20 protein-coding genes are annotated in these 20,084 nt (G+C 73.7%); 9 read left to right on the top strand and 11 right to left on the bottom strand.

The window, feature by feature from the left end; all coding sequences use genetic code 11:
* The 6 genes from KR546_RS17850 to KR546_RS17825 form a co-directional block, all read right to left on the bottom strand.
* Window positions 1–1,006: DivIVA domain-containing protein (locus KR546_RS17850; RefSeq protein WP_238446076.1), on the bottom strand; the 1,006-nt coding region annotated here is incomplete at its 3' end.
* 37 nt (window positions 1,007–1,043) lie between these two features.
* Window positions 1,044–2,012, bottom strand: a complete 969-nt coding sequence (locus KR546_RS17845) for a zinc-binding dehydrogenase (protein WP_238446075.1) — start codon at window positions 2,010–2,012, stop codon at window positions 1,044–1,046.
* A 119-nt stretch (window positions 2,013–2,131) separates the two neighbouring features.
* Window positions 2,132–3,343, bottom strand: coding sequence for a YlbL family protein (locus tag KR546_RS19460; RefSeq protein WP_274388329.1), 1,212 nt, complete (start codon window positions 3,341–3,343; stop codon window positions 2,132–2,134).
* 90 nt (window positions 3,344–3,433) lie between these two features.
* Window positions 3,434–4,810 carry a S8 family serine peptidase gene (locus KR546_RS17835; protein ID WP_238446074.1) on the bottom strand — a complete coding sequence of 459 codons (1,377 nt, stop codon included), beginning with the start codon at window positions 4,808–4,810 and terminating at the stop codon, window positions 3,434–3,436.
* A 209-nt stretch (window positions 4,811–5,019) separates the two neighbouring features.
* Window positions 5,020–5,556, bottom strand: coding sequence for a molybdopterin synthase catalytic subunit (locus KR546_RS17830; RefSeq protein WP_238446073.1), 537 nt, complete (start codon window positions 5,554–5,556; stop codon window positions 5,020–5,022).
* A complete protein-coding gene (locus KR546_RS17825; RefSeq protein WP_238446072.1) occupies window positions 5,553–6,710 on the bottom strand; it encodes an NAD-dependent epimerase/dehydratase family protein in 1,158 nt (385 codons plus the stop codon). The genes KR546_RS17830 and KR546_RS17825 overlap by 4 nt, the downstream gene beginning before the upstream one ends.
* A gap of 188 nt (window positions 6,711–6,898) precedes the next feature.
* Between KR546_RS17825 and KR546_RS17820 the strand changes: the two genes are divergently transcribed.
* Complete coding sequence (locus KR546_RS17820) at window positions 6,899–8,440, top strand: zinc-dependent metalloprotease (RefSeq protein ID WP_238446071.1); 1,542 nt, start codon at window positions 6,899–6,901, stop codon at window positions 8,438–8,440.
* Here the strand turns inward: KR546_RS17820 and KR546_RS17815 are convergent.
* A complete protein-coding gene (locus tag KR546_RS17815; RefSeq protein ID WP_238446070.1) occupies window positions 8,359–8,991 on the bottom strand; it encodes a M48 metallopeptidase family protein in 633 nt (210 codons plus the stop codon). The two genes, KR546_RS17820 and KR546_RS17815, sit on opposite strands and share 82 nt — an antisense overlap.
* A gap of 641 nt (window positions 8,992–9,632) precedes the next feature.
* Between KR546_RS17815 and KR546_RS17810 the strand changes: the two genes are divergently transcribed.
* From KR546_RS17810 to KR546_RS17790, 5 genes are read left to right on the top strand one after another with little or no spacing between them, the layout of a single operon-like run.
* Window positions 9,633–10,451 (top strand): HAD family hydrolase, encoded by an 819-nt coding sequence (locus tag KR546_RS17810; protein ID WP_238446069.1) that lies wholly within the window; start codon window positions 9,633–9,635, stop codon window positions 10,449–10,451.
* Window positions 10,448–11,473: a Fic family protein gene (locus tag KR546_RS19455; RefSeq protein WP_338019196.1), complete on the top strand. Its 1,026-nt coding sequence runs from the start codon at window positions 10,448–10,450 to the stop codon at window positions 11,471–11,473. Before KR546_RS17810 ends, KR546_RS19455 begins: the two co-directional genes overlap by 4 nt.
* Before the next feature lie 44 nt (window positions 11,474–11,517).
* Entirely contained in the window at window positions 11,518–12,828 is a 1,311-nt protein-coding gene (locus KR546_RS17800) for an alpha/beta fold hydrolase (RefSeq protein WP_238446068.1), read from the top strand.
* Between the two features lie 10 nt (window positions 12,829–12,838).
* On the top strand, window positions 12,839–13,390 hold the full coding sequence (locus KR546_RS17795) for a DUF4916 domain-containing protein (protein ID WP_238446067.1): 552 nt from the start codon (window positions 12,839–12,841) through the stop codon (window positions 13,388–13,390).
* A gap of 27 nt (window positions 13,391–13,417) precedes the next feature.
* A complete protein-coding gene (locus tag KR546_RS17790; RefSeq protein ID WP_238446066.1) occupies window positions 13,418–13,777 on the top strand; it encodes a phage holin family protein in 360 nt (119 codons plus the stop codon).
* 33 nt (window positions 13,778–13,810) lie between these two features.
* Here the strand turns inward: KR546_RS17790 and KR546_RS17785 are convergent, their stop codons facing one another.
* On the bottom strand, window positions 13,811–15,916 hold the full coding sequence (locus KR546_RS17785; RefSeq protein WP_238446065.1) for a thioredoxin domain-containing protein: 2,106 nt from the start codon (window positions 15,914–15,916) through the stop codon (window positions 13,811–13,813).
* Window positions 15,917–16,159: 243 nt separating this feature from the next.
* Between KR546_RS17785 and KR546_RS17780 the strand changes: the two genes are divergently transcribed.
* The 3 genes from KR546_RS17780 to KR546_RS17770 all read left to right on the top strand — a co-directional run bounded on the left by KR546_RS17780 (window position 16,160) and on the right by KR546_RS17770 (window position 18,135).
* Window positions 16,160–16,363, top strand: coding sequence for a cold-shock protein (locus tag KR546_RS17780; RefSeq protein ID WP_238446064.1), 204 nt, complete (start codon window positions 16,160–16,162; stop codon window positions 16,361–16,363).
* Window positions 16,364–16,594: 231 nt separating this feature from the next.
* Complete coding sequence (locus tag KR546_RS17775) at window positions 16,595–17,251, top strand: SDR family oxidoreductase (protein WP_238446063.1); 657 nt, start codon at window positions 16,595–16,597, stop codon at window positions 17,249–17,251.
* 59 nt (window positions 17,252–17,310) lie between these two features.
* A complete protein-coding gene (locus KR546_RS17770; protein WP_238446062.1) occupies window positions 17,311–18,135 on the top strand; it encodes an aldo/keto reductase in 825 nt (274 codons plus the stop codon).
* A gap of 132 nt (window positions 18,136–18,267) precedes the next feature.
* Here KR546_RS17770 and KR546_RS17765 read toward each other — a convergent pair whose 3' ends face one another.
* From KR546_RS17765 to KR546_RS17755, 3 genes are all read right to left on the bottom strand, one after another.
* Window positions 18,268–18,981, bottom strand: a complete 714-nt coding sequence (locus KR546_RS17765) for an anti-sigma factor family protein (RefSeq protein ID WP_238446061.1) — start codon at window positions 18,979–18,981, stop codon at window positions 18,268–18,270.
* Window positions 18,978–19,502 carry a sigma-70 family RNA polymerase sigma factor gene (locus KR546_RS17760; RefSeq protein ID WP_338019195.1) on the bottom strand — a complete coding sequence of 175 codons (525 nt, stop codon included), beginning with the start codon at window positions 19,500–19,502 and terminating at the stop codon, window positions 18,978–18,980. Before KR546_RS17760 ends, KR546_RS17765 begins: the two co-directional genes overlap by 4 nt.
* A 63-nt stretch (window positions 19,503–19,565) precedes the next feature.
* A partial coding sequence (locus KR546_RS17755; RefSeq protein WP_238446060.1) for a COG4315 family predicted lipoprotein occupies window positions 19,566–20,084 on the bottom strand: 519 nt, incomplete at its 5' end.

The following is a 20,084-nucleotide window of genomic DNA, read 5'->3' as shown; positions in this document are numbered from 1 at the left end:
GCACCCCCCAGCAGGCGGCGATCGAGCAGTACCGCAACCAGGCCGAGCCGTACTTCAAGTGGTTGATCGCCGGGGTCGCCGCACTCTTCGGGATCTCGTCCGGGGTCGCCGCGTCGTCGAGCGACTCCAGTCGTGCCGGCCCGGGCAGCCAGTCGGCGACGTCGCCCCGGGGATCGTCGCGCAGGTTGGTCAGGACCTCGTCCTGGACGGCCCGCAGTGCCTCGCGGACCGCGGCCACCGCCGGGTCCTCGGGCACCGCCACGACGTCGTCGTCGGGGAGCTGGTCGGCCAACGCCTCCGGGCGGGCGACGTCCGGGTCGTCCACCGCCGCGGCCGCCTGGTCCGGGTCGGCCACCTCGTCCACGTCCTCGACGTCGTCCACGTCCTCGGGCTCGTCCACCTCCTCGACGCGGTCCACCTCCTCGGCGTCGTCCGCCTCCTCGGCGTCGTCCGTGTCCTCTTCGCCGGCCACGTCCTCGGCGTCGCCGGCCTCCACGAGCTCGTCCGGTTCCGGCTCGGCGTCCACGTCCGGTTCCGGTGATGCGTCGGGCGCCGGGGCGGGGGTCATCGACGGGGTCGCGGTGCCGACCGCACCGGGCTGGCCGGCGTCGTCGGCTCCCGGATCGGTCCGACGGACCCACTGGACCACCCGGTCCACGACGTCCACCGCGCGGTCCAGGTCGGTCGACAGCTGGTCGCGGGCGGCGGCCAGCTCCTCGATCTCGGCCAGCAGGCGGGCCCGGCGCTGGCGGGCGGTGCGCTCCAGTGCCTCGACGTCCCGCTGGGCACGCAGGCGGTGGGTCGCCGCCCGTGTGCGGGCCTCGTCGACGGCGCGACGTGCCTCGGCCAGTTCGAGCGCGTGCGGCTCGTCGCCGTCGTCCACCTGCTCACGCAGTTCGGTGAGCGCGTCCGCGACGCTGTCAAGGAACTCCTGCACCGCCTCGGGGTCGTAGCCCCGGCGGACCAGCAGGAAGCGCTGGTTGCGCACCGCCTCGGGATCCATCATCGTGCGCCCGGAATCCGGCGTTCCTGTCCGGAGGGGCTCACGGGAGGAGCACGATCTTGCCGAACAGGTCGCCCTCGGCCATCCGGGCGTAGGCGCTGGCGGCGTCGGCGAGTGGGTACGTCGCATCGATCAGCGGTCGGACACCGGTGGTGACCAGGAAGCGCAGCAGGGACCGGAGCTCGCCACGCGTACCCATGGTCGACCCCACGACCTGCAACTGGCGGAAGAACAGGTGCGGGAGCCCGCCGCGCTCGACGTCGCCCGAGGTCATGCCGGCGACCACCACGGTCCCCTGGTTCCTGGTCGACTTCAACGAGTGGTCCCAGGTCGCCCGACCGACCGTCTCGAGCACGCCGTCGACCCGTTCGGGCAGGCGCGCGCCGGCTTCGAAGGCGTCGTCGGCACCCAGCTCGATCGCGCGGGCACGCTTGCCCTCGTCACGGCTCGTGACCCACATCCGCAGGCCGGCGGCACGGCCGAGCAGGACCGCGGCGGTCGACACGCCCCCACCGGCGCCCTGGACCAGGACGGTGTCGCCCGGGCGGAACCCCCCGCGCACGAACAGCATCCGGTAGGCGGTCAGCCAGGCCACGGGCAGGCAGGCCGCCTCCGCGAAGGTCAGCTCCGGCGGCTTGTCGAGGAGGTTGCGACGTGGCACGGCCACCAGCTCGGCATGGGTGCCGGGGAAGTGCTCGGAGAACAACGACGACCGGGTGTGTGGGTCCAGTTCGTCACCCAGCCCGTCGGGACCGGCGACGACGCCGTGGCACACGACCTCGCGTCCGTCGGTGGTGACCCCGGCGGCGTCACCACCAAGGATCATGGGCAGCTGGTCCGACGACAGGCCGACGCCCCGGAGGGACCACAGGTCGTGGTGGTTGAGCCCGGCGGCCCGGACGGACACCAGCTCCCAGCCATCGGGGACGTCGGGATCGGGGACCTCGTCGACCCGCAGGCCGGTCAACGGGTCGTCGGGATCGAAGGCGTGGGCGGAGACGGCAAGCATGCCCCCAGCCTAGAGGCCGACCGCGATGGCCTCGGCGCGACACCCCGTTCGCCAGTCCGGAGCACGGCTGGACGTTGTGAGCGCAGCGAGCAACTCCAACCTGACCGAAGGTCAGGCGACTAGCCGACGGCGATGGCCGACTCGGGCTCGCGTCCGGCGGCGAGGTCCTCGAGGGCATGCACGGCATCGTCCAGCGTGGCGACCTCGACCAGGGTGACCGGCCGCGGCGGCGTCGCCAGCTGGGCCTCCTCCCAGTTCCCGGCCGGGACCAGGAACACCTCGGCGGACGGGTCCGACTCGACCGCCCCCACGATCTTCTGCACGATCCCGCCGATCGGCCCGACCTGGCCGTCCCCGGTGATCGTCCCCGTCACGGCGACATCGCGACCTCCCGTCAGGTCCTCGGGCGTGGCCCGGTCGACGATGCCGAGGCTGAAGGCGAGTCCGGCGGACGGCCCGCCGATCGCCCCGGCGTCGATCGTGATGTCGACGGGCAGCTCCTGGTAGTTGCGCAACAGGACGCCCACGAACGGCGCACCCGGGTCGTCGGGGTTGTCCCCCAGCTCGACCTCCACGGACCGTTCCTCGTCGTCGGGACCGCGGACCTGCAGGTCGACCACGTCCCCGGGCGCGAACGAGCCGAGCACCGACACGGCCGCGTCGACGTCGCCGACCGGCCGGCCGTCGACCGCGACGAACACGTCGCCGGCCGCCAGGTCCGTGTCGCTGGCCGGCGAGTCGTCCACCACCTGGACCACCTCGGCCCCGTCGTCCAGGTCCTCGAAGGGGATCCCCAACTCGTCGAGTGCGGCGACCTTGGCCTCCAGCTGGCTGTCCGACATCAGGATCTCGTTCTCGAAACGTGCATCCTCGACCGACCGCCCGGGTGGGTAGAGCTCCTCGCGAGGGATCAGGGCGATGTCGTCGGAGACCACGCCGTCCACGTACTCGCGCACCGTCAGGCGGTTGTCGACCAGCACCGTGGTGAGGAGCAGCTCGCCGTCGGAGCCGTAGGTGTCGATGCCACCGAGCTCGACCAACTCCTCGACGCTGCGGGTGGGCCCGGGCAGCATCGCCACCCAGCACTCCGGCTGGGCGGTCAGGGCCGAGCACGGCACGACCCCGGCGACCCACAGCCCGCCCACCACCAGTCCGACGAAGACGACCGCGGCGAGCACCCACGCGACGGCACGCGGCCAGCGTCGGCGGGGCCGTCCAGCCTCCGGATGGTCGGGTGCGGGACCGGATCCGGGGCCCGGCGACGAGTCGGGCGGTGGGCTGCCGCCGAGAGCGGAGCGCACGGACGGGGCGGCGTCGTCGGGGCTGGTCATGGCACTCCTTGCACGGACGTGCCCGGTCCGTCCCCCGGGCGGGCACACGGTATCCCGCGGCACCCCGCAGCCCCCTGTTGCCGGCGGCCCTCAGTCGTCGACGTCGCCGGTCCGGCCGCGGTGCGCCCGCCCGCCTGCCAGCCCGTGCACCAGCAGTCCCACCGCGGTCAGGATCGCCAGGACCACCAGGATCAGGGTCGGGGTGCCCGACGTCGGGGGCGGATCGGCCGGGGCGACGGCCTGCGGAGCGGCGTCCTGCGATCCGTCGGACGCCGCGCCGGGCGTGGGCAGGGGCTGGGGTGTGGAGACCGGCACGTCGCCGTCCGGCCACGGGCCCAGGGCCGCCGCGGCCGACACCAGGCCACGACCGGTCTCGGGGTCCGGCCCCGCATCGCCGAGATCGATCGCCGTCGCCGCCAACCGGTCCACCGCTTCCTGCGGGGTCAGCCCGGCCGAGGCGAGCATGGCGACGAGACCACTGACCTGGGGCGCGGCGAAGGAGGTGCCGTCGGCGACCCCGTAGGTGTGGGTGGCGCCGTCACAGGCCGCCTCGGGTGTCTCGGTCGCACGGCACCAGGTCGACACGACCTCGACCCCGGGCGCCATGAGCAGGTCGCGACGACCACGGTCGCTGAAGCCCGCGCGCTCGTCGGCGCGGTCGGTGGCCCCGACCACGACGACCCCCTCGCGTGGCGCGGACGTCGGACTCGCCACGTCGGAGTTCCCGGCCGCCACGACCACGACGGCGCCAGCCGCCACCGCGTCGTCGACCGCTCGACGCAGCTCCGGATCCGCGTCCACGCCACGCAGCCCGGCCGACTCCAGCGAAAGGTTCACGACCGTCGCCCCCTGCGCGACGGCCCAGTCGATCCCCGCGGCCACGGTCGTGGAGGAGCCACGGCCCTGGTCGTCCAGCACCCGGACCGGGAGCAGCCGCACCTGCCCGCTGACGGTGCCCGCGATCCCCAGCCCGTTGCCCGAGCGGGCGGCGGCGACCCCGGCGACCATCGTCCCGTGCCCGAAGCGGTCGCTCGGGTCGTCGTCGTCGTCCACGAAGTCGCGGCCCACGACGGCGCCCTCCGGCGTGCGCACCAACACGTCGGACAGGTCCGGGTGGTCCAGGTCGACCCCGGAGTCCAGGATGGCGATCACCTGCCCGGCACCGTCGGGCACGCGCCGGTCGACGGTCAGCCCGAGCCGGTCGAGATGCCACTGCTGCGGGCGGTACGGGTCACGCAGGGGCGCGTCCTGGACCTCGGGACTGACCTCGGGGCTGACCTCGGGACTGACCTCGGGACTGACCTCGGGACTGGGGGTGGCGCTGGTGGTGGCGTCCTCCTGGGCGGCCCGCACGGCACCCGCCGCCGCACGCACCTCCACGTGGTGGCCGGACCGGTCCGCTGCCTCGGCCGGCAGCCCGACCAGCACGGCGGCCACGACCCCCAGCAGGGTGACGAGGCCCTTCATCGACCGGTCACGCCGGGACGGGCGTCCGGAGAGGTGCGGTGGTGCCCGGTGCGGGGCAGGGTGGAGCTCACGACGAGCCTCGGCGCGGGGAGGGTGGTCGCCAATCGGCGAGCACCCCACCGTACGACCGCGGCGGTCCACCCGACCGTCCGCGGCGGCGACCGTCGGACAGTGGTCGTGCCCGGACGTCCGTTCGCCCGGCCGGGCGCTCAGGACGGGTCCGGGCCGCCGTCGGGTCGCGCCGCGTTGGGCCACGACACGGCGCCGTCGGCATGGACCTCCCGCTTCCAGACCGGGACGTCGGCCTTGACCCGGTCGATCAGGTCACCGGCCGCCGCCAGGGCCTCGGCGCGGTGCGGGGCGGACGCGGCGCACACGATGCTGACGTCGCCGACCTCGAGACGTCCGACCCGGTGGACGACGTGGACGGCCCGCACGCCCGGATGGTCCGCCGTCACGGACTCGGCCACCTCGCGGAGGGCACGTGGGGCCCGCTCCGGCCACGCCTCGTAGGTCAGTTCCGACACCGCGTGGCCGTCGTGGTGGTTGCGCACCACGCCGGTGAACAACCCGACCGCGCCGGCCTCGGGATCGACCACGTCGTCGTGGGCGGCCGCCACGTCGATCACGTGGTCGACCAGCGCGGCGGTGATGCGCACGCCGGTGCGGGGCGGGTCCCGGGTCGGATCACCCGCGGGCTGCGCGGGCGCGTGGCCCGTCGGCTCCGGTGGGTCCGCCTCGCTCATGCCGGGTCGGTCGCGTCGTCCGAATCGGCGGCGTCACGGACGTCGCGCCCACGCTCGACGTCCGGGTCGGTCGTGTCGCCCGGCCGATCGCGGGAGTCCGAGTCGTTGGGATCGGGGTCGGTGTTGCGTCGGCGACGGGACAGCAGGCCGACCGCCAGGATCCCGCCCGCGACGGACGCGGCCGCGACCCCGGCCCGCTTGACGGTGCGTCGGTCCGTGCGCAGCCCCGCCACCTCCACGCGGTCGGCGACCTCGGTGGCCAGCAGGGCGGCGGCGTCCCGATTGGACATCCGGGGTCGCCAGCCGGCCGCCACCAGGCGACTGGGATCCACCACCCACGGGTGCATGATCCACGGCAGGGCGCTGGCGGGGAGCCGGGACAGCCCCAGCGCGTACGCCCGGTCCGTGCCGGTGAAGGCGACCTCCTCGGGGACCTCGATCGCACGACGTCCGAGCATCTCGCGCGCCTCGTCGAACGACAGCCAGCCCTCGGAGCCGACGTTGTAGGCACCCCGAAGGCCGTCGTCCTCCAGCGCCAGCACCACGGCGGCGGCGAGGTCGTCGACGTGCACGAACTGCATCGGGGGCCGGTGACCGCGCACCGTCAGCAGGCGCGTGCCCTGCAGCGCCCGGGTCAGCAGGATGTCGGCGTCCGCGCCGACCACCATGGCCGGACGCAGCACGACCGTGCGCATCCCGTCGGGCGCGGTCTCGGCCAGGTACTCCTCGACCAGGCGCTTGTGCGCGGCCATCGGGAAGTCGTCCCCGGCACGCAGCGGTGCGGACTCGTCGAGGGGGACCGGGTTGTCGGGGAAGGCGCCGTAGACCATGGCCGACGACACGAGGACCAGCGTCGACACGCCCGCGGCCACGGCGGCGTCGACGACCACCTGCGACCCACCGACGTTGACGGACCGGTCGGGGTCACCCTCCACGGGGTCGACGAACACGAGGTGGACGACCGCGTCCACGTCGGCCAGGGCGCGCTCGACGTCGGGGCGGGACCGGACATCGGCCTCCCGGAACACCAGGCCGGTGGTCGTCTCGGGCGCGCGCGTGTCGATCCCCACGACCCGGTGGCCCGACTCGACCAGTCGTTCCTGGACGTGCCGGCCGACCAGTCCGCTGATCCCGGTGATGGCGATGGTGGCCACGTGCGACCCGTCCGACGACTGCAGGCCCCGCCGAGGCTAACTCGTGCCGGGCCGCGCCGGGCGAGACCCGCACCAGGTGCGCGACCCGGGCGCAGGTGTCCTGCGCGGGCCGAGACCCGATCGTCGGACCGGCGTTCGCACGGCGGGCGCGTGGATGCGACACTGGACGGTGCGGAGAGGCTTCCACGATGAGTGACGACGACGCCAACCTTCCTGACTTCGGCGACTTCGGCGACCTGCCGGACGAGTTGCGGGAACTGCTGGGCAGCCTGGGCGGGGGTGACCCCGACGAGTTGATGGCCGCCATGGGACAGATGCTGCCCCAGGTCCAGGCCCAGATGCAGGCCATGATGTCGGCCGCACCGCCCACCGGTCCCGTGGACTGGAACGTGGCCCGCCGGGTCGCCTTCCAGGTCGCGGCCGACGGGGACCGGGACCCCGACCCGTCCGAGCGCGAACGTGCCCTGCGGGCGCTCGACCTCGCCGAGCACTGGCTGGACGCCGGCTCGCTGCCGGCTCCACCGGACCTCGGCCACGGCGTCGTCGTTCGTCGTGGCGAGTGGGTGGACACCGCGCTGTCGCACCTGCGCCCCCTGATCGAGCCCGTGGCGGCGGCGACCGGCCGCGCGATGGCGGCCCTGGTGCCCGAGGGTGGCCTGGACGACGACCAGCTCGCCGAGGCGGGCCTGTCGGCAGGCCTGCCGGACGGCTTCGCCGACCTGTTGGGCGGCATGGACATGTCGGCGATGGTCGGGCGGCTGGCTGCCTCCACGACGGGCCTGCACGCCGGGATGGCGATCGGCAACCTGTCCCAGCAGTTGCTGGGAAGCCACGACCTCGGCCTGCCGACCGGCCCGCGCGGCACGGCGATGTTCGTCGCCGTCAACGTCGACGAGGCCTTCGCCGGCTGGGACCTGGACGCCGAGGAGGTCGCACTGGCACTGGCCCTGCACGAGGCGGCCCACCGACGACTGTTCCACGCCGTGCCGTGGCTCGGCGCCCACGTCGAGTCCCTGGTGGCGCAGTTCGCCAACGGGACCGACCTGGACCCGGCCCGGCTCGAGGCCCTCCTGCGCGACGCCATGATGGGCGTCGACCCCGAGGACCCCTCCTCGATGGCCGACGCCATCAACCGGGCCGGGCGCTTCCGGCTGGAGCCGACCGAGGCACAGCAGCGTGTCCTGGCCCGCCTGCAGGGCGTGACCACGCTGACCCGGGCGTGGGCCCGCAACGAGGCCCTGGCGGCCGCCGACGGACGCCTTCCCTCGCTCGACGCCATCGACGAGATCCTGCGGCGGCGGCGCAACACCGTCGGTGACGGTGAGCAGGTGCTCGCCGACCTGCTCGGGCTGCAGCTGACCGCCGGGGATCCCGACATCGGCGACGACTTCGTGGCCGCCGTGGTGGCCGCCCGGGGTGGCCGGGCACTGCACGAGGCCCTGGCCCACCCCGAGAACCTGCCGGACGCCGACGAGCTCGCGGAGCCGTCCCGGTGGCTGCTGCGGATGGCGGCCAGCGACGCGATCCCGGACGACGCGACCAGCCTGTTCGGCGGGCTGGGCGACGCACCGGTCGAACCCTCCGCGGCCGAACGCCTGGCGGGCGAGGACCCGGTGGTCGACCTCGACGACGCCGCGGCCGGGCCGGATCAGCCCCCGGAGGATGGCTCCGACCCGGGCGCGGACCCGGACGCGGACGACGACGGAGGGTCGTCGGGCACCGACGACTGATCCGGACGGTCCACCCCGGTGACGCCGGCGTGGGACACGCCGGCGAGGAACCCCCGCGCCCAGGCCGTGTGCGGGTAGGCGTCCACGATCTGGTGGAACGCCTCGGAGTGGTCGGGCACGCGCAGGTGTGCCAGTTCGTGGACCAGCAGGTAGTCCAGCACGCGGTCCGGGAAGGTCGCGGCCACGTCGCTGACCCGGATCCGGCCGGTCGCCGGGGTCGCGGACGCCCAGCGACGGGTCATCCGTGACGACCAGGTGACCTCCGACGCCCTCACGCCGTCGACCCAGCGGCGGCCCACCTCGGCGGCGCGCCGGGCCAGCCACTCGTCCCCGCCTCGTGCACGGGCGCGGTCGCGGCGGGTGACCCGGGCCACGAGTGTCGCGATGGTGCGCTCGGCCTCGTCGTCGGGCAGCCCGGCGGGCAGGCGGACCTCGATGTGGCCGTCCCGCGCGAACGCGGTCGCCCGCGATCGTCGGCGGGTCGACCGGACGATCCGCAGGGGCGGCTCCCCCGTGGTCACCGGTGCCCGGTGCTCGACCCGCGTGGCCATGCCCGCATCTCCCTCGCCACTTCCGACCGGTCCGGCGACCGGCCGCAGCACCCTACTGCGGTCGGCCCCCGCGCCGGGGCTCGATCCGTCGTGCGCGGGACGCCCACGAGGGTCGGATGGCCACCATCGATTCCTTGTCCACAGGTTGGGGAAAACCTGTGGACCGCGCGACGGAGCACGGCGCGACCAGCCCGCGCGACATCATGTCCCCGGCAAACGAAGCCGGTCAGCGCCCTCGTCCACCACTCGTCCACAGCAGGTGCGTCATGGTCCACAAGTCGTCCACAGCAGCCGGCCGGTTGTCCGCACGTGCCTGTGGACGAGCGGCTTGACCGACCGGGTCACCCCACGACTACGGTGCCGACGACGCGGCCTCCGCATCGACCCGGAGGACGTCCCAAGGGGAAGGGGACGTCCGACATCGGTCGGTCGGGGGTCGCGCCCATGGGACGGTCCGCACCGGATCCCGCGCAGGATCCCCCCGCGGACGGTGTCGGGCGGGCGACGGGGCCGTGCAGACACGGTCGCCGACGCCCTCCCACGACGGCACGTCGACCCGCCCCGTTCTGCCTGCGGGCACCAGTACGCTGCCGGCCGGGTGGACCAGCAACCGACCGATGCCGTGACTGGGGGTGCCAGCCGTGACCGCGACCCGGGCCGCTGCGTTCTTCGACCTGGACCGCACGCTGATCAGCGGGGCGTCGCCGGCGACCTTCGCCATCGCCGCGTGGCGCAACGGCCTGCTGGACGGCAGGGTGCTCGCCCGGGACGGCGTGGGTGCGCTGATGTTCCGGCTGTTCGGCGCGTCCGACGAGACCTCGGTCGCCAGCCGGGACCGGATCCTCGAGATCGTGGGCGGGACCCGTCGCGACGAGTTGATGGCCCTCAACGAGGAGGTCATCCCGGCGCTGCTGGACAAGATTCGACCCGAGTCGCACGGGCTGATCGAGATGCACCACGAGGCCGGCCGTGACACCTACATCGTGTCCGCCTCGCCCCAGGAGCTGGTCGGGGCGCTCGCGAGCGCACTGGGCATGACCGGAGGCATCGGCACGCGCGCCGAGGTGGTGGATGGCCTCTACACGGGCCGGCTGGACGGGCCGTTCGTCTACGGGGAGGGCAAGACCGAGGCGATCGGCATGCTCGCCGACGACCGTGACTACGACCTGCGACTGTGCTACGGCTACTCCGACTCGGCCTCGGACCTGCCGATGCTCGAGCTGGTCGGCCACCCGGTCGCGGTCAACCCCGACTCGGCACTGGAGTCGGTCGCCCAGCAGCGTGGCTGGCCGATCGTGATCTTCTCGCGCAAGACCAAGCGCGTGATCCGCACGACGACCGCGATCTCTGGTGCGCTCGGGCTCGCCAGCGCCACCTATGCCGCCGGCCGGCGCCACGGCCGGACCCTCGAAGCGGCCGAACTGGCCCGCAGCTCGCCAGCCTGGAAACCCTGGTCGTGACCGAACAGCTCGGTGACCGCACCTGGGACCGGACCGACCACCTCGCCGACCTCCTTGCCACCACGGACCGCCTCGTCGACGACGTCGCGGGCGCGGTCAGGCTGGGCGCGACCGCCCCGGTCCTGTGGGACCGGGCCGTCATCGCGTCGTGTCGGTTGGACGGCGCGCGCATGGTGGCCACCCCGCCCGAGGGTGACACCACGACCCTGGTCGACGACGACGCCGACCTCGAGGACGTCTGGCGCCGGGAGTACGCCGGTGTCCGACGCGCCCTGGCCGCCGACGACCTGGCCGAGCGACTCCGCGACGACGTGCTGGGCGGGATCCGCGCCCTGCACCACCTCCTCACGCAGGGGCTGGTCGCCCGCAGCGCGAGCGGTCGACTGCGCCGGGTCGAGCAGGCGGTCCACACCGGGGGTGACGGGCGAGTGGTGTTCCGCCCGGTGCGGCCGGCCGACCTGGCCGGCCAGGTGGCACGGCTGCCGCTGGTCATGGCGGGCCGGGACCACCACCCGGTCGAGGTGGCGGGGGTCCTGCAGTTCGAGCTCTTGCGACTGCACCCGTTCGAGTCGGCCAACGGCCGCCTGGCCCGCAGCGCGGCACGGCTGGTGCTGCGCGACCGTGGTCGGGACCCGGGCGGCCTGGCCGTCCCCGAGATCACGATGGCCACCCGCCCGGCCGGCAACTACGACGACGTCGCGGCGGCCCTGCGCCGGGGCGACCTGACCGGGTTCCTCGAGGGCTGGGCGGAGGACCTCACGGCCGGGCTGCGACTGGCGCGGGCCACCCTCGGCCTGGAGCCAGAGCCGGTCGACCTCGACCTGGTCGCCGGGCTGCCCACCGCGTTCACGTTGGTCGACGTGGCGACGGCACGTGGGGACCGCACGGACCTCGTCGGCGCCCGTCGGACGGTCAACCTGCTGCTGGACGCCGGCCTGGCCGAGCGCCTGCACGGCTCACGGGGGCTGCGCCTGCGACGCCGACCCGGCCCGGTCGCCCTGCCGCCTGCCCCCACCTCGTGACGCGACCTACACTCCGCAACCGCCCGACCCATGCGAGGACTCCGGTGCCACCAGGCTCGACCCGCCGCCGCCTGTGGGCCGTGCCGTCGCCGGACCAGTCCGTCGAGGCCGTCCATCGCGGGCCCCACCTGCCGCTGACGCCGGCGCTGGTCGAGCAGGTGCGCGCCAGCATCCTCGCCCTGGCCGAGCGCTACCTGGTCGACGAGTCACCAGCGGCCACGCGATCCTGGGAGGTCAACGTCACCGGGATGGCCCCGTGGGAGCTGCGACTGACGCCGCGAGGCTGCGCCGTCCAGCCCGGAGCGGCGGTCGATCCCGACGTGCGCTTCCACACCGACGCGATCACGTGGCTGGACATCGTCAGTGGTCGCAGCGACGCCGTCGGGGCGTTCCAGGCCGGGCGGCTGGAGGTCCGCGGCGACCTGTCGCTGGCCGTGCTGCTCGGGACGATGTTCGTGCCCGGCCACGAGACCCGTCGCCACGTCCAGCGTGTCCGCACCCGGGTGTTGGACCTGGAGGTCGAGTCCCTCGTCGTCGGCAGTGGCGAGCCGGTCGTGCTGATCCACGGACTCGGGGCCTCCAAGGTCACGTTCGTGCCCTCGATCGACGACCTCGCCCTGGACCACCACGTCCATGCGCTCGACCTGCCCGGGTACGGCAACTCCGACGCGCCCCTGCCGACCGGCGACCGGTACTCGCTGCGCTGGTACGCCGACGTCGTGGTCGACTACCTCCGCGCCAACGACCTCGACGACGTGCACCTGGTCGGCAACTCGATGGGCGGCCGGATCGCGGCGGAGGTGGCCCTGCGACGACCGGACCTGGTGGCGAGCCTGACCGGCCTGTGCGCGGCGGTGCCGTTGGAGTCCGTCCGCTATGCCCGCCCGCTCCTGCGCAGGCTCCCACTCCACTGGGTCGCCGCCAGCCCGGTGTGGCTCCCCGCCGACGCCTTGCAGGAGGGCATCCGCTCGTTGTTCTTCGAGGCGTCGCGACTGCCGGCGGCCAACCTGTCGGCCGCCGTCGACGAGGCCCGACTGCAGATCGAGCGGCGGGACTACCGACTGGCACTCGCGGCCGGCGCCCGCGGGGTCGCGCTGGACCGCACCCGGGGCCGCCGCGGCCTGTGGCGTCGCCTCGAGCAGCTCAGCGTGCCGTCCCTGTGGATCTTCGGCGGTGCGGACCCGCTGGTCGAGTCGGGCGCGGCCGCCCGGGCCCAGCAGGCACTGCCGTCGTCCGCCACCGTCGAGTTGTGGCACGACTGCGGCCACGTCCCGCAGTTCGAGCTCCCCGACCGCACCCACGACCGGATCCGACGCTTCCTGGCCGAGGTGGCCGAGCGCCGGGCGACCGCATGAACGGGACGACGTGAGCACTGCCGACACGCCCCGAGACGTCGTCGACAGCCATCCCAGCTGGCTGAGCGAGGACGAGCTGGCCCGGGTCCGCGACCGGGTGCCCCAGGTCTACGTCCAGGCCGTCCCGGTCCGGCTCGACCACCTCGGCAGGATCACCCACGTCGGCCTGCTGCTGCGCGCCATGCCCGACGGCAGTGTCTCGCGGGCCCTGGTGTCGGGTCGGGTGCTGCACCACGAACTGGTCCGCGAGGCCCTCTGGCGCCACCTGTCCAAGGACCTCGGCCCGGACGCCGACCCCCAGCTGCCGCCACGGCCCGCGCCGTTCACCATCGCCGAGTACTTCCCCGAGCCGGAGCGGACCGGGTTCCACGACCCCCGCCAGCACGCCGTCGCGCTGGTCTACATCGTGCCGGTCACCGGGGACTGCGCACCGGCCGCGGACGCGCTGGACTTCTCGTGGATCCGGGTCGCCGAGCTCGCCCTCGACGACGTCACCGCCGAGATGGCCAGCGGGCACGACCGCCTGATCCGGGCCGCGCTGGCCCACGCCGGCGTCGCCTGACGGCCACGCGACACACGGGGAGCAACGATGGGAATCCTGCTGAAGGTCCTGATCAACGGGGCCGCCGTCTGGGCAGCGATCCAGGTGGTCGACGGGCTGCAGTTCAACGGGGACTGGCCGGCCCTGCTGGTGATCGCGATCGTCATGGCGGCCGTCAATGCCTTCGTCCGACCGCTGGCGACGCTGTTCTCGCTGCCCCTGGTCGTGCTGACCCTGGGGTTGTTCATCCTGTTCCTCAACGCACTGATGCTGTCCCTGGTGCTGTGGGCGTCCGACCAGCTCGGCCTGGGGCTGACCTCCGACGAGTTCTCGTCCACGTTCCTGGCCGCCCTGATCATCTCGATCGTGTCGTGGATCCTCACGGCCCTGTTCGGCGCCGACAGCTGAGGCTCGGCCGTCGGCGGAGGATCCTGGCGCGGCTCAGCGCCCGTCGGGCCCGCGGTCGAGGGCGTCGACCAGCGACTCGGTCGTGGTGACCGGGCGGTCACAGACGAACCCCCGGCACACGTAGGCCGCCGCGTGGCCGTCGACGGCAGTGCGTCCCTCCAGCAGTGGCACGGCGGGCGGCTCGTCGTCGGACGGATCGGCGACGACCACGACCGTCCCGGGGCGCGGCCGGCCCAGGGCGACCCCGGCCAGCGCGGCCCGCGCGTCGCCCGCCGGACCGACGATCGCGACCTCGCGTGGGTCGGCGGCCAGGAACCGCGCGACCCGCAGCAGCTCGCCGTGGGCGGTCGGGTTCTGGGCCATCGACGTCGCGTGGCGGGCGACGAGGTCGGCCGCCATCGTGGTGCGGCCGTGCTCGCCGGTGAGCAGTCCCAGCCGTGCCTGTGCCGCGGCCAGCAGGGACGTCCCGGCCGGCTGGGCGCCGTCGTGGACGTCACGTGGACGCACGACCAGCGTCTCGGCGTCGGCCGAGGTGGTCGCGAACCCCCCGTCGTCGGTGGCGAACCTGGTCGTGGCGTCGTCCACGAGGTCCGCGGCACGTGCGACGAGGTCCGGGCGTCCGGCCACGGGTCCGAGCTCCAGCAGGGCGACCGCCAGCCCGGCCACGTCGTCGAGGAAGGCCGGCACCGACGAGCGGCCCCGGCGGTGGACGTGCAGCAGTCGACCCTCGTCGTCGACCAGCGCGTCGAGCAGGAAGTCGGCGGCCTGCACGGCGGCGTCGACCCATGCGAGACGGTCGAGCACGGCCCCGGCGCGGGCCAGTCCCCGGATGGCCAGCGCGTTCCAGGCGACCAGGACCTTGTCGTCGCGACCGGGCTGCGGTCGGGTCGCCCGACGTTCCCGCAGTGCCACCCTGGCCTGCTCGACCGTGTCGGCGAGATCGGTCGGGTCGAGGTCGTGGGCGCTGGCGAACGCCTCGATGCCCTGCGTGGTGTGGAGGATGTTGTCCCCGGCCGGCTCGCCACGCTCCGGCCGGAAGTTGCCCTCGGGACGCACCCCCCAGAAGTCTGCGAGCAGGTCGGGGTCCGCCCCGGCCTCCGCGACGACCTCGCGGAACTCGGTGTCCGTCCACACCGTGGTCGCGCCCTCCTCCCCCTGGGTGTCCGCGTCCAGCGCGGCCGCGAACGCGCCGCCGGGCTCCTGCATCTCGTCGACGAGCCAGGTGGCGATCCCGTCGGCGGCCGCGGCGAGGTCCGCCCGCCCGGTCAGCACTGCCGCGTCGGCGTAGGCCTCCAGCAGCAGCCCGTTGTCGTACAGCATCTTCTCGAAGTGCGGCAGCAGCCACCGCGCGTCGGTCGAGTAGCGCGCGAAGCCGCCCACGACGTGGTCGTGGATACCGCCCCGGGCCATGGCCTCCAGGGCAGACGTGGCAGCGGCGAGCGCCTCGGCGTCGCCGGTGACCACGTGCTGGTCGAGCAGGAACTGGACCAGCATCGCCTGGGGGAACTTCGGTGCCCGGCCGAACCCCCCGTGGTCGCGGTCCCATGCACGCTCGACCACCAGCCGCGTCGCCTGCTCGCACAGATCGTCGAGGTCGATCGCGTCCCCCGCGGCGTCCCCACCACCCGCCGAGCGCTCGGTCGCGGCCCGCAGCGAGCTGGTGATGGATGCGGCGGACTCCTGCAACTCGTCGCGTCGATCCGCCCACGCGTCGCGCAGCGCGACCAGCACCTGGCGGAACGACGGCATGCCGTGGTGGGACGTCGCCGGGAAGTAGGTCCCGGCGTAGAACGGACGTGCCTCGTGGTCCAGCCAGACCGACATCGGCCAGCCACCCTGCCCGGTGAGGGCCTGGGTGGCGGTCATGTAGACCGCATCGATGTCGGGACGCTCCTCGCGGTCCACCTTGATCGACACGAAGTGGTCGTCGAGGAACCGCGCCGTGTCCTCGTCCTCGAACGACTCGTGGGCCATGACGTGGCACCAGTGGCACGACGAGTACCCGACACTGAGGAACACCGGGACGTCGCGCTCCCGCGCTTCCGCGAACGCGTCGTCGCCCCATTCCCACCAGTCAACGGGGTTGTCGGCGTGTTGCAGCAGGTACGGCGAGTTCGCCTCGGCGAGCCGGTTCACCACGTTCGGACCTCCGGAGTCGGGTCCGTCGAGCGTAGGAGCGACCCCCCACGACCCGGCACGACCGCGTGGTCCGACGATCGGGTCCCCGATGCACCGGGGGTGGCCGGTCGGCCGGGTCCCGGCCGTTCGTCGTCTTCCGCGCTCGCCGGGAGTCGATACCTTTGGCATCGCACCATGACGGGGTGTCTCGTTGCCCGACTGTGATGGCAACAACCCGGGGTGCGCTCAGCACAGGAACACGCAATGCCAGAAGGTACAGTCAAGTGGTTCAACGCCGACAAGGGCTACGGGTTCATCACCCCTGCCGAGGGCGGCGAGGACCTGTTCGTCCACTTCTCCGCGATCCAGGTCGATGGGTACAAGTCCCTCGACGAGGGACAGCGGGTCCAGTTCGAGATGGGTCAGGGCCAGAAGGGCCCCCAGGCCAACGACGTTCGTCCGCTCTGACGCGTACCACGTTGTGACACGAAGCCCCGCCTCGGCGGGGCTTCGTTCTGTTCGGGCCCGAAATGCCGCCCGCCCGCGGCCTTGGCGCGCTCCCGGGGTCTTCGACGACCCGAGACGGCCCTCGACGGCCCACATTCCCTCGATTCCTGCCCGAACGGCGGGCTGTCGGGCCGTCGTCGACGGGCTGGCGCACGACAGACTGGTCATCGACCCGACACGAGGACCACGACCATGCGCATCGTCATCGCCGGCGGACACGGCACCATTGCCCGACTGCTGTCAGCTCGACTGACCGAGCTGGACGCGGACACCGAGGTCGTGGGGCTGATCCGCAAGCCCGAGCAGGCCGACGACATCCGCGAGGTGGGCGCGATCCCGGAGGTGCTCGACCTCGAGATGGCATCGCTGGACGAGTTGACCGACGCGGTGCAGGACGCCGACGCGGTCGTGTTCGCCGCCGGTGCCGGTCCGGGCAGTGGCGCCGGGCGCAAGGAGACCGTCGACTTCGCCGCCGCCGTCAACCTGCGTGACGCCGCCCGACAGGCCGGCGTGGCGCGCTACGTCATGGTGTCGGCCATGGGCACCGACGACCCGCCGACCGACGACGTGTTCAGCGTCTACCTCCGCGCCAAGGCACGGGCCGACAAGGCACTGATGGAGTCCGACCTGGCCTGGACGATCGTGCGACCCGGCGGGCTCACCGACGACGAGCCGACCGGCACGGTCACCCTGGCCCGCCACGTCGACCGGGGCGAGATCTCGCGGGCCGACGTCGCCGACGTCCTGGCCGCCGTCCTGCACCGCCCGGCCACCGCCGGCCACGTCTTCGAGCTCGTCGGGGGCGACACGCCCGTCGCCGACGCGATCGACGACCTCGTCGCCGGCTGACCACCCGGACCTCCCCGCACACCCCACGCGTTCGTTCCGACGTCAGACAGGACACCTCCATGTCCACGACCACCGCACCCACCGTCACCGCCCACGGCATCACGATGCCGGCGCTCGGCTTCGGCACCTTCGAACTCGACGAGGCCACGGCCGAGCAGGCCGTCACGACCGCGCTCGAGGTCGGCTACCGCCACGTCGACACCGCGGTGATGTACGACAACGAGGCCGGTGTCGGTCGCGCCCTCGCCGCGTCGGGCGTCGACCGTGACGCGATCTTCGTGACGACCAAGATCCGGCCCCGCAACGCCGCCGCGGCCGACGTCACCCCCGAGATCGAGGCCAGCCTGGCCCGGCTCGACCTCGACCACGTCGACCTGGTGCTGCTGCACTGGCCCAACGACGACGTACCGGTCGAGGAGACCGTCGAGGCGCTCCACGCCGCCCAGGAGCGCGGGCTGACCCGGACCTTCGGGATCTCCAACCACCCGACCGACCTGATGCGCCGCGCCGCCGCGGCCGGCCCGGTCTTCACCAACCAGGTCGAGTACCACCCCTTCCTCGACCAGTCGGCGGTGGTGGACGCCGCACGTGAGCTCGCCATGACCGTCACCGCCTACTCCCCGGTCGCACGGGGCGGGGTGTTCGACGACGACACGCTGGGCGAGATCGCGGCGAACCACGACGCCTCCGCCGGCCGGGTGGCGCTGCGGTGGCTGCTCGACCAGGACGGGGTCGCCGCGGTGCCGCGGTCGTCCGACCCGGACCACATCGCGGACAACCTCGCCGTGGACCTGTCGCTGACGGCCGACGAGACGGCCCGGATCGACGCCCTCCCCAAGGACCGCCGCCTGATCGACCCGCCCTTCGCGCCCGACTGGGACTGACCACACCCCGAACCGCCAGCCCGCCGCGATGTGGGTTGGCCACCGCGATGTGAGTTCGTGGCCTCAACGCGGCGAATTCACCTCGAGGACTCGAACTCACATCGGGTTTGGGCACTGGTCGAGTATGCGCGGTCAGCCGGTGGGGGTCGGGTCGGGGGTGAAGGCGAAGCTCACGAGGACCTCGCCGGAGGCGTCGGTGACCTCGACGCGGGCGAGGTCGTCACGCTGGATCGAGCTGGCGCCGCGGACCCGGGCGCCCCGCGAGTCGGTCGTCCCCCACGTGCCGGCCTGCTCGCGCACACCGTCCTCGGACACTGCCCACAGGACGTAGGCGTCACGTGACGGAAGGTCGGTGACGTCCAGCTCGACGGTCGTGCCCCACTCCCACGCCAGCGCGGCTGCCTCTCCGTCGGTCGCCGCCGCCTCCGCCGCGACCGGCTGGGCGGCCGCCACGACCCGGTCGAAGTCCGGGGGCGCGTCCTCGCCGAGCTGGCCGCTCACGACCACCACCAGCGCCACCACGGCCGCCGCGGCCGAGACCAGCGCCGTGGTGCGCCACCGGGCCACCCGCCGGCGGAGGTGGAGGTCCTCGGCCACCCGATCCTCGGCGAGCGCGGCGTGCAGCCGTGGCGAGGGCACGAGCGACCCGTCGGTGGCCTCCTCGGTCGACAACCGCCCGAGCAGGCCCGGGAGGGGCGACAGTTCGGCCACCTCGGCGGCGCAGTCGGGGCACGTCGCCACGTGGTCCGACACCTCGTGACGCTCGTCACCGTCGAGGGCACCCAGCACCCACGCCCCCAGGGACTGGCGCAGGCGCCGGTGCGTGGCACGGTCGTCCGTGCTCATCCCAGCACCCCCTGTTCCTCGAGGTGCAGCCGCAGGGCCCGCAGGCCGTAGTGCACGCGGGACTTCACGGTGCCCTCCGGGACCTCGAGGATGTCGGCGGCCTCGGCCACGCTGTGGCCGCGATGGTGGCACAGCACGATCGCGGTCCGGTGCTCGTCCGACAGGTTGGCCATCGCCTCGGCCAGCTGCCACGTCTCGATGATCCGGTCGACCGCCGGCTCGTCGACCACGTCGGGGGCCGTCATGGCCGCGCGGTCGTCCAGCGTGCCCGACACGACCGGACGGGCGCTGCGACGGCGGAGACGGTCGATGACGAGATTGCCCGCGATGGTGAACAGCCAGGCAGCCTCGCTCCCCCGGGTCGGGTCGAAGCGATCGGCGTGGCGCCACGCGCGCACGAAGGTGTCCTGGACGACCTCCTCGGCGGCGCGGCGGTCGCCCAGGCGTCGCAGGGCGTAGGCGTGCAGGGGTCCCGTGTAGTCCTCCTGCAGCGCGGCCAGCGGCCGCAGGTTTCGTGCCACGTCCGCTCCCCCGTCTCCCCCGCCATGATGCACCACGATCGACCTCCGTGGGCGCGGGTCGGTTCAGTAGTCCGGGTCGCCGTAGCCCGCCTGTTCGGAGGTCGCCGCACTGGTCGGCGAGCCGGTGACCTTGGCCCCGGAGGCGTCGACGACCCACCAGACGTCCCCGACCGCCTGGCCCGTGACGTCGCCGGGCGCGGTGTCGGGGGCGTACAGGTAGAGCGGCAGCCCGTTCGCGGTCACCTGGACGTCGCCGTCGTCCCGGGTGAAGGTCCCCAGCTCGGCCGTGACACCCTCGCCGGCGGTGACGTCCTCGGCCAGCAGGGGTGGCCAGGTCGCGAGGCAGCCCTCGGTGCAGGCACTGGTGTCCACGTCGTCGTTGTCGAACACGTACAGGGTCATGCCCTGGCCGTCGACCAGGACGTCGCCCAGGTCGGTCGTGGCCACGGCCACGGTCGCCGCCGAGCCGGACTCCGTTGCGGTGGCGTCGGGGGCGGGCGTGGCGTCCATGGGCGTCGGACTGGCCGCCGGTGTCTCGGCGGCCGTCGCGTCGGTCGCCGCGGTCGCGGCGGGCTCGCTGGT

The organism is Salsipaludibacter albus (genome assembly GCF_019798055.1).
Classification (GTDB): Bacteria; Actinomycetota; Nitriliruptoria; order Nitriliruptorales; family Nitriliruptoraceae; genus Salsipaludibacter; species Salsipaludibacter albus.
This window is presented reverse-complemented; position numbering and strand designations above follow the sequence as displayed.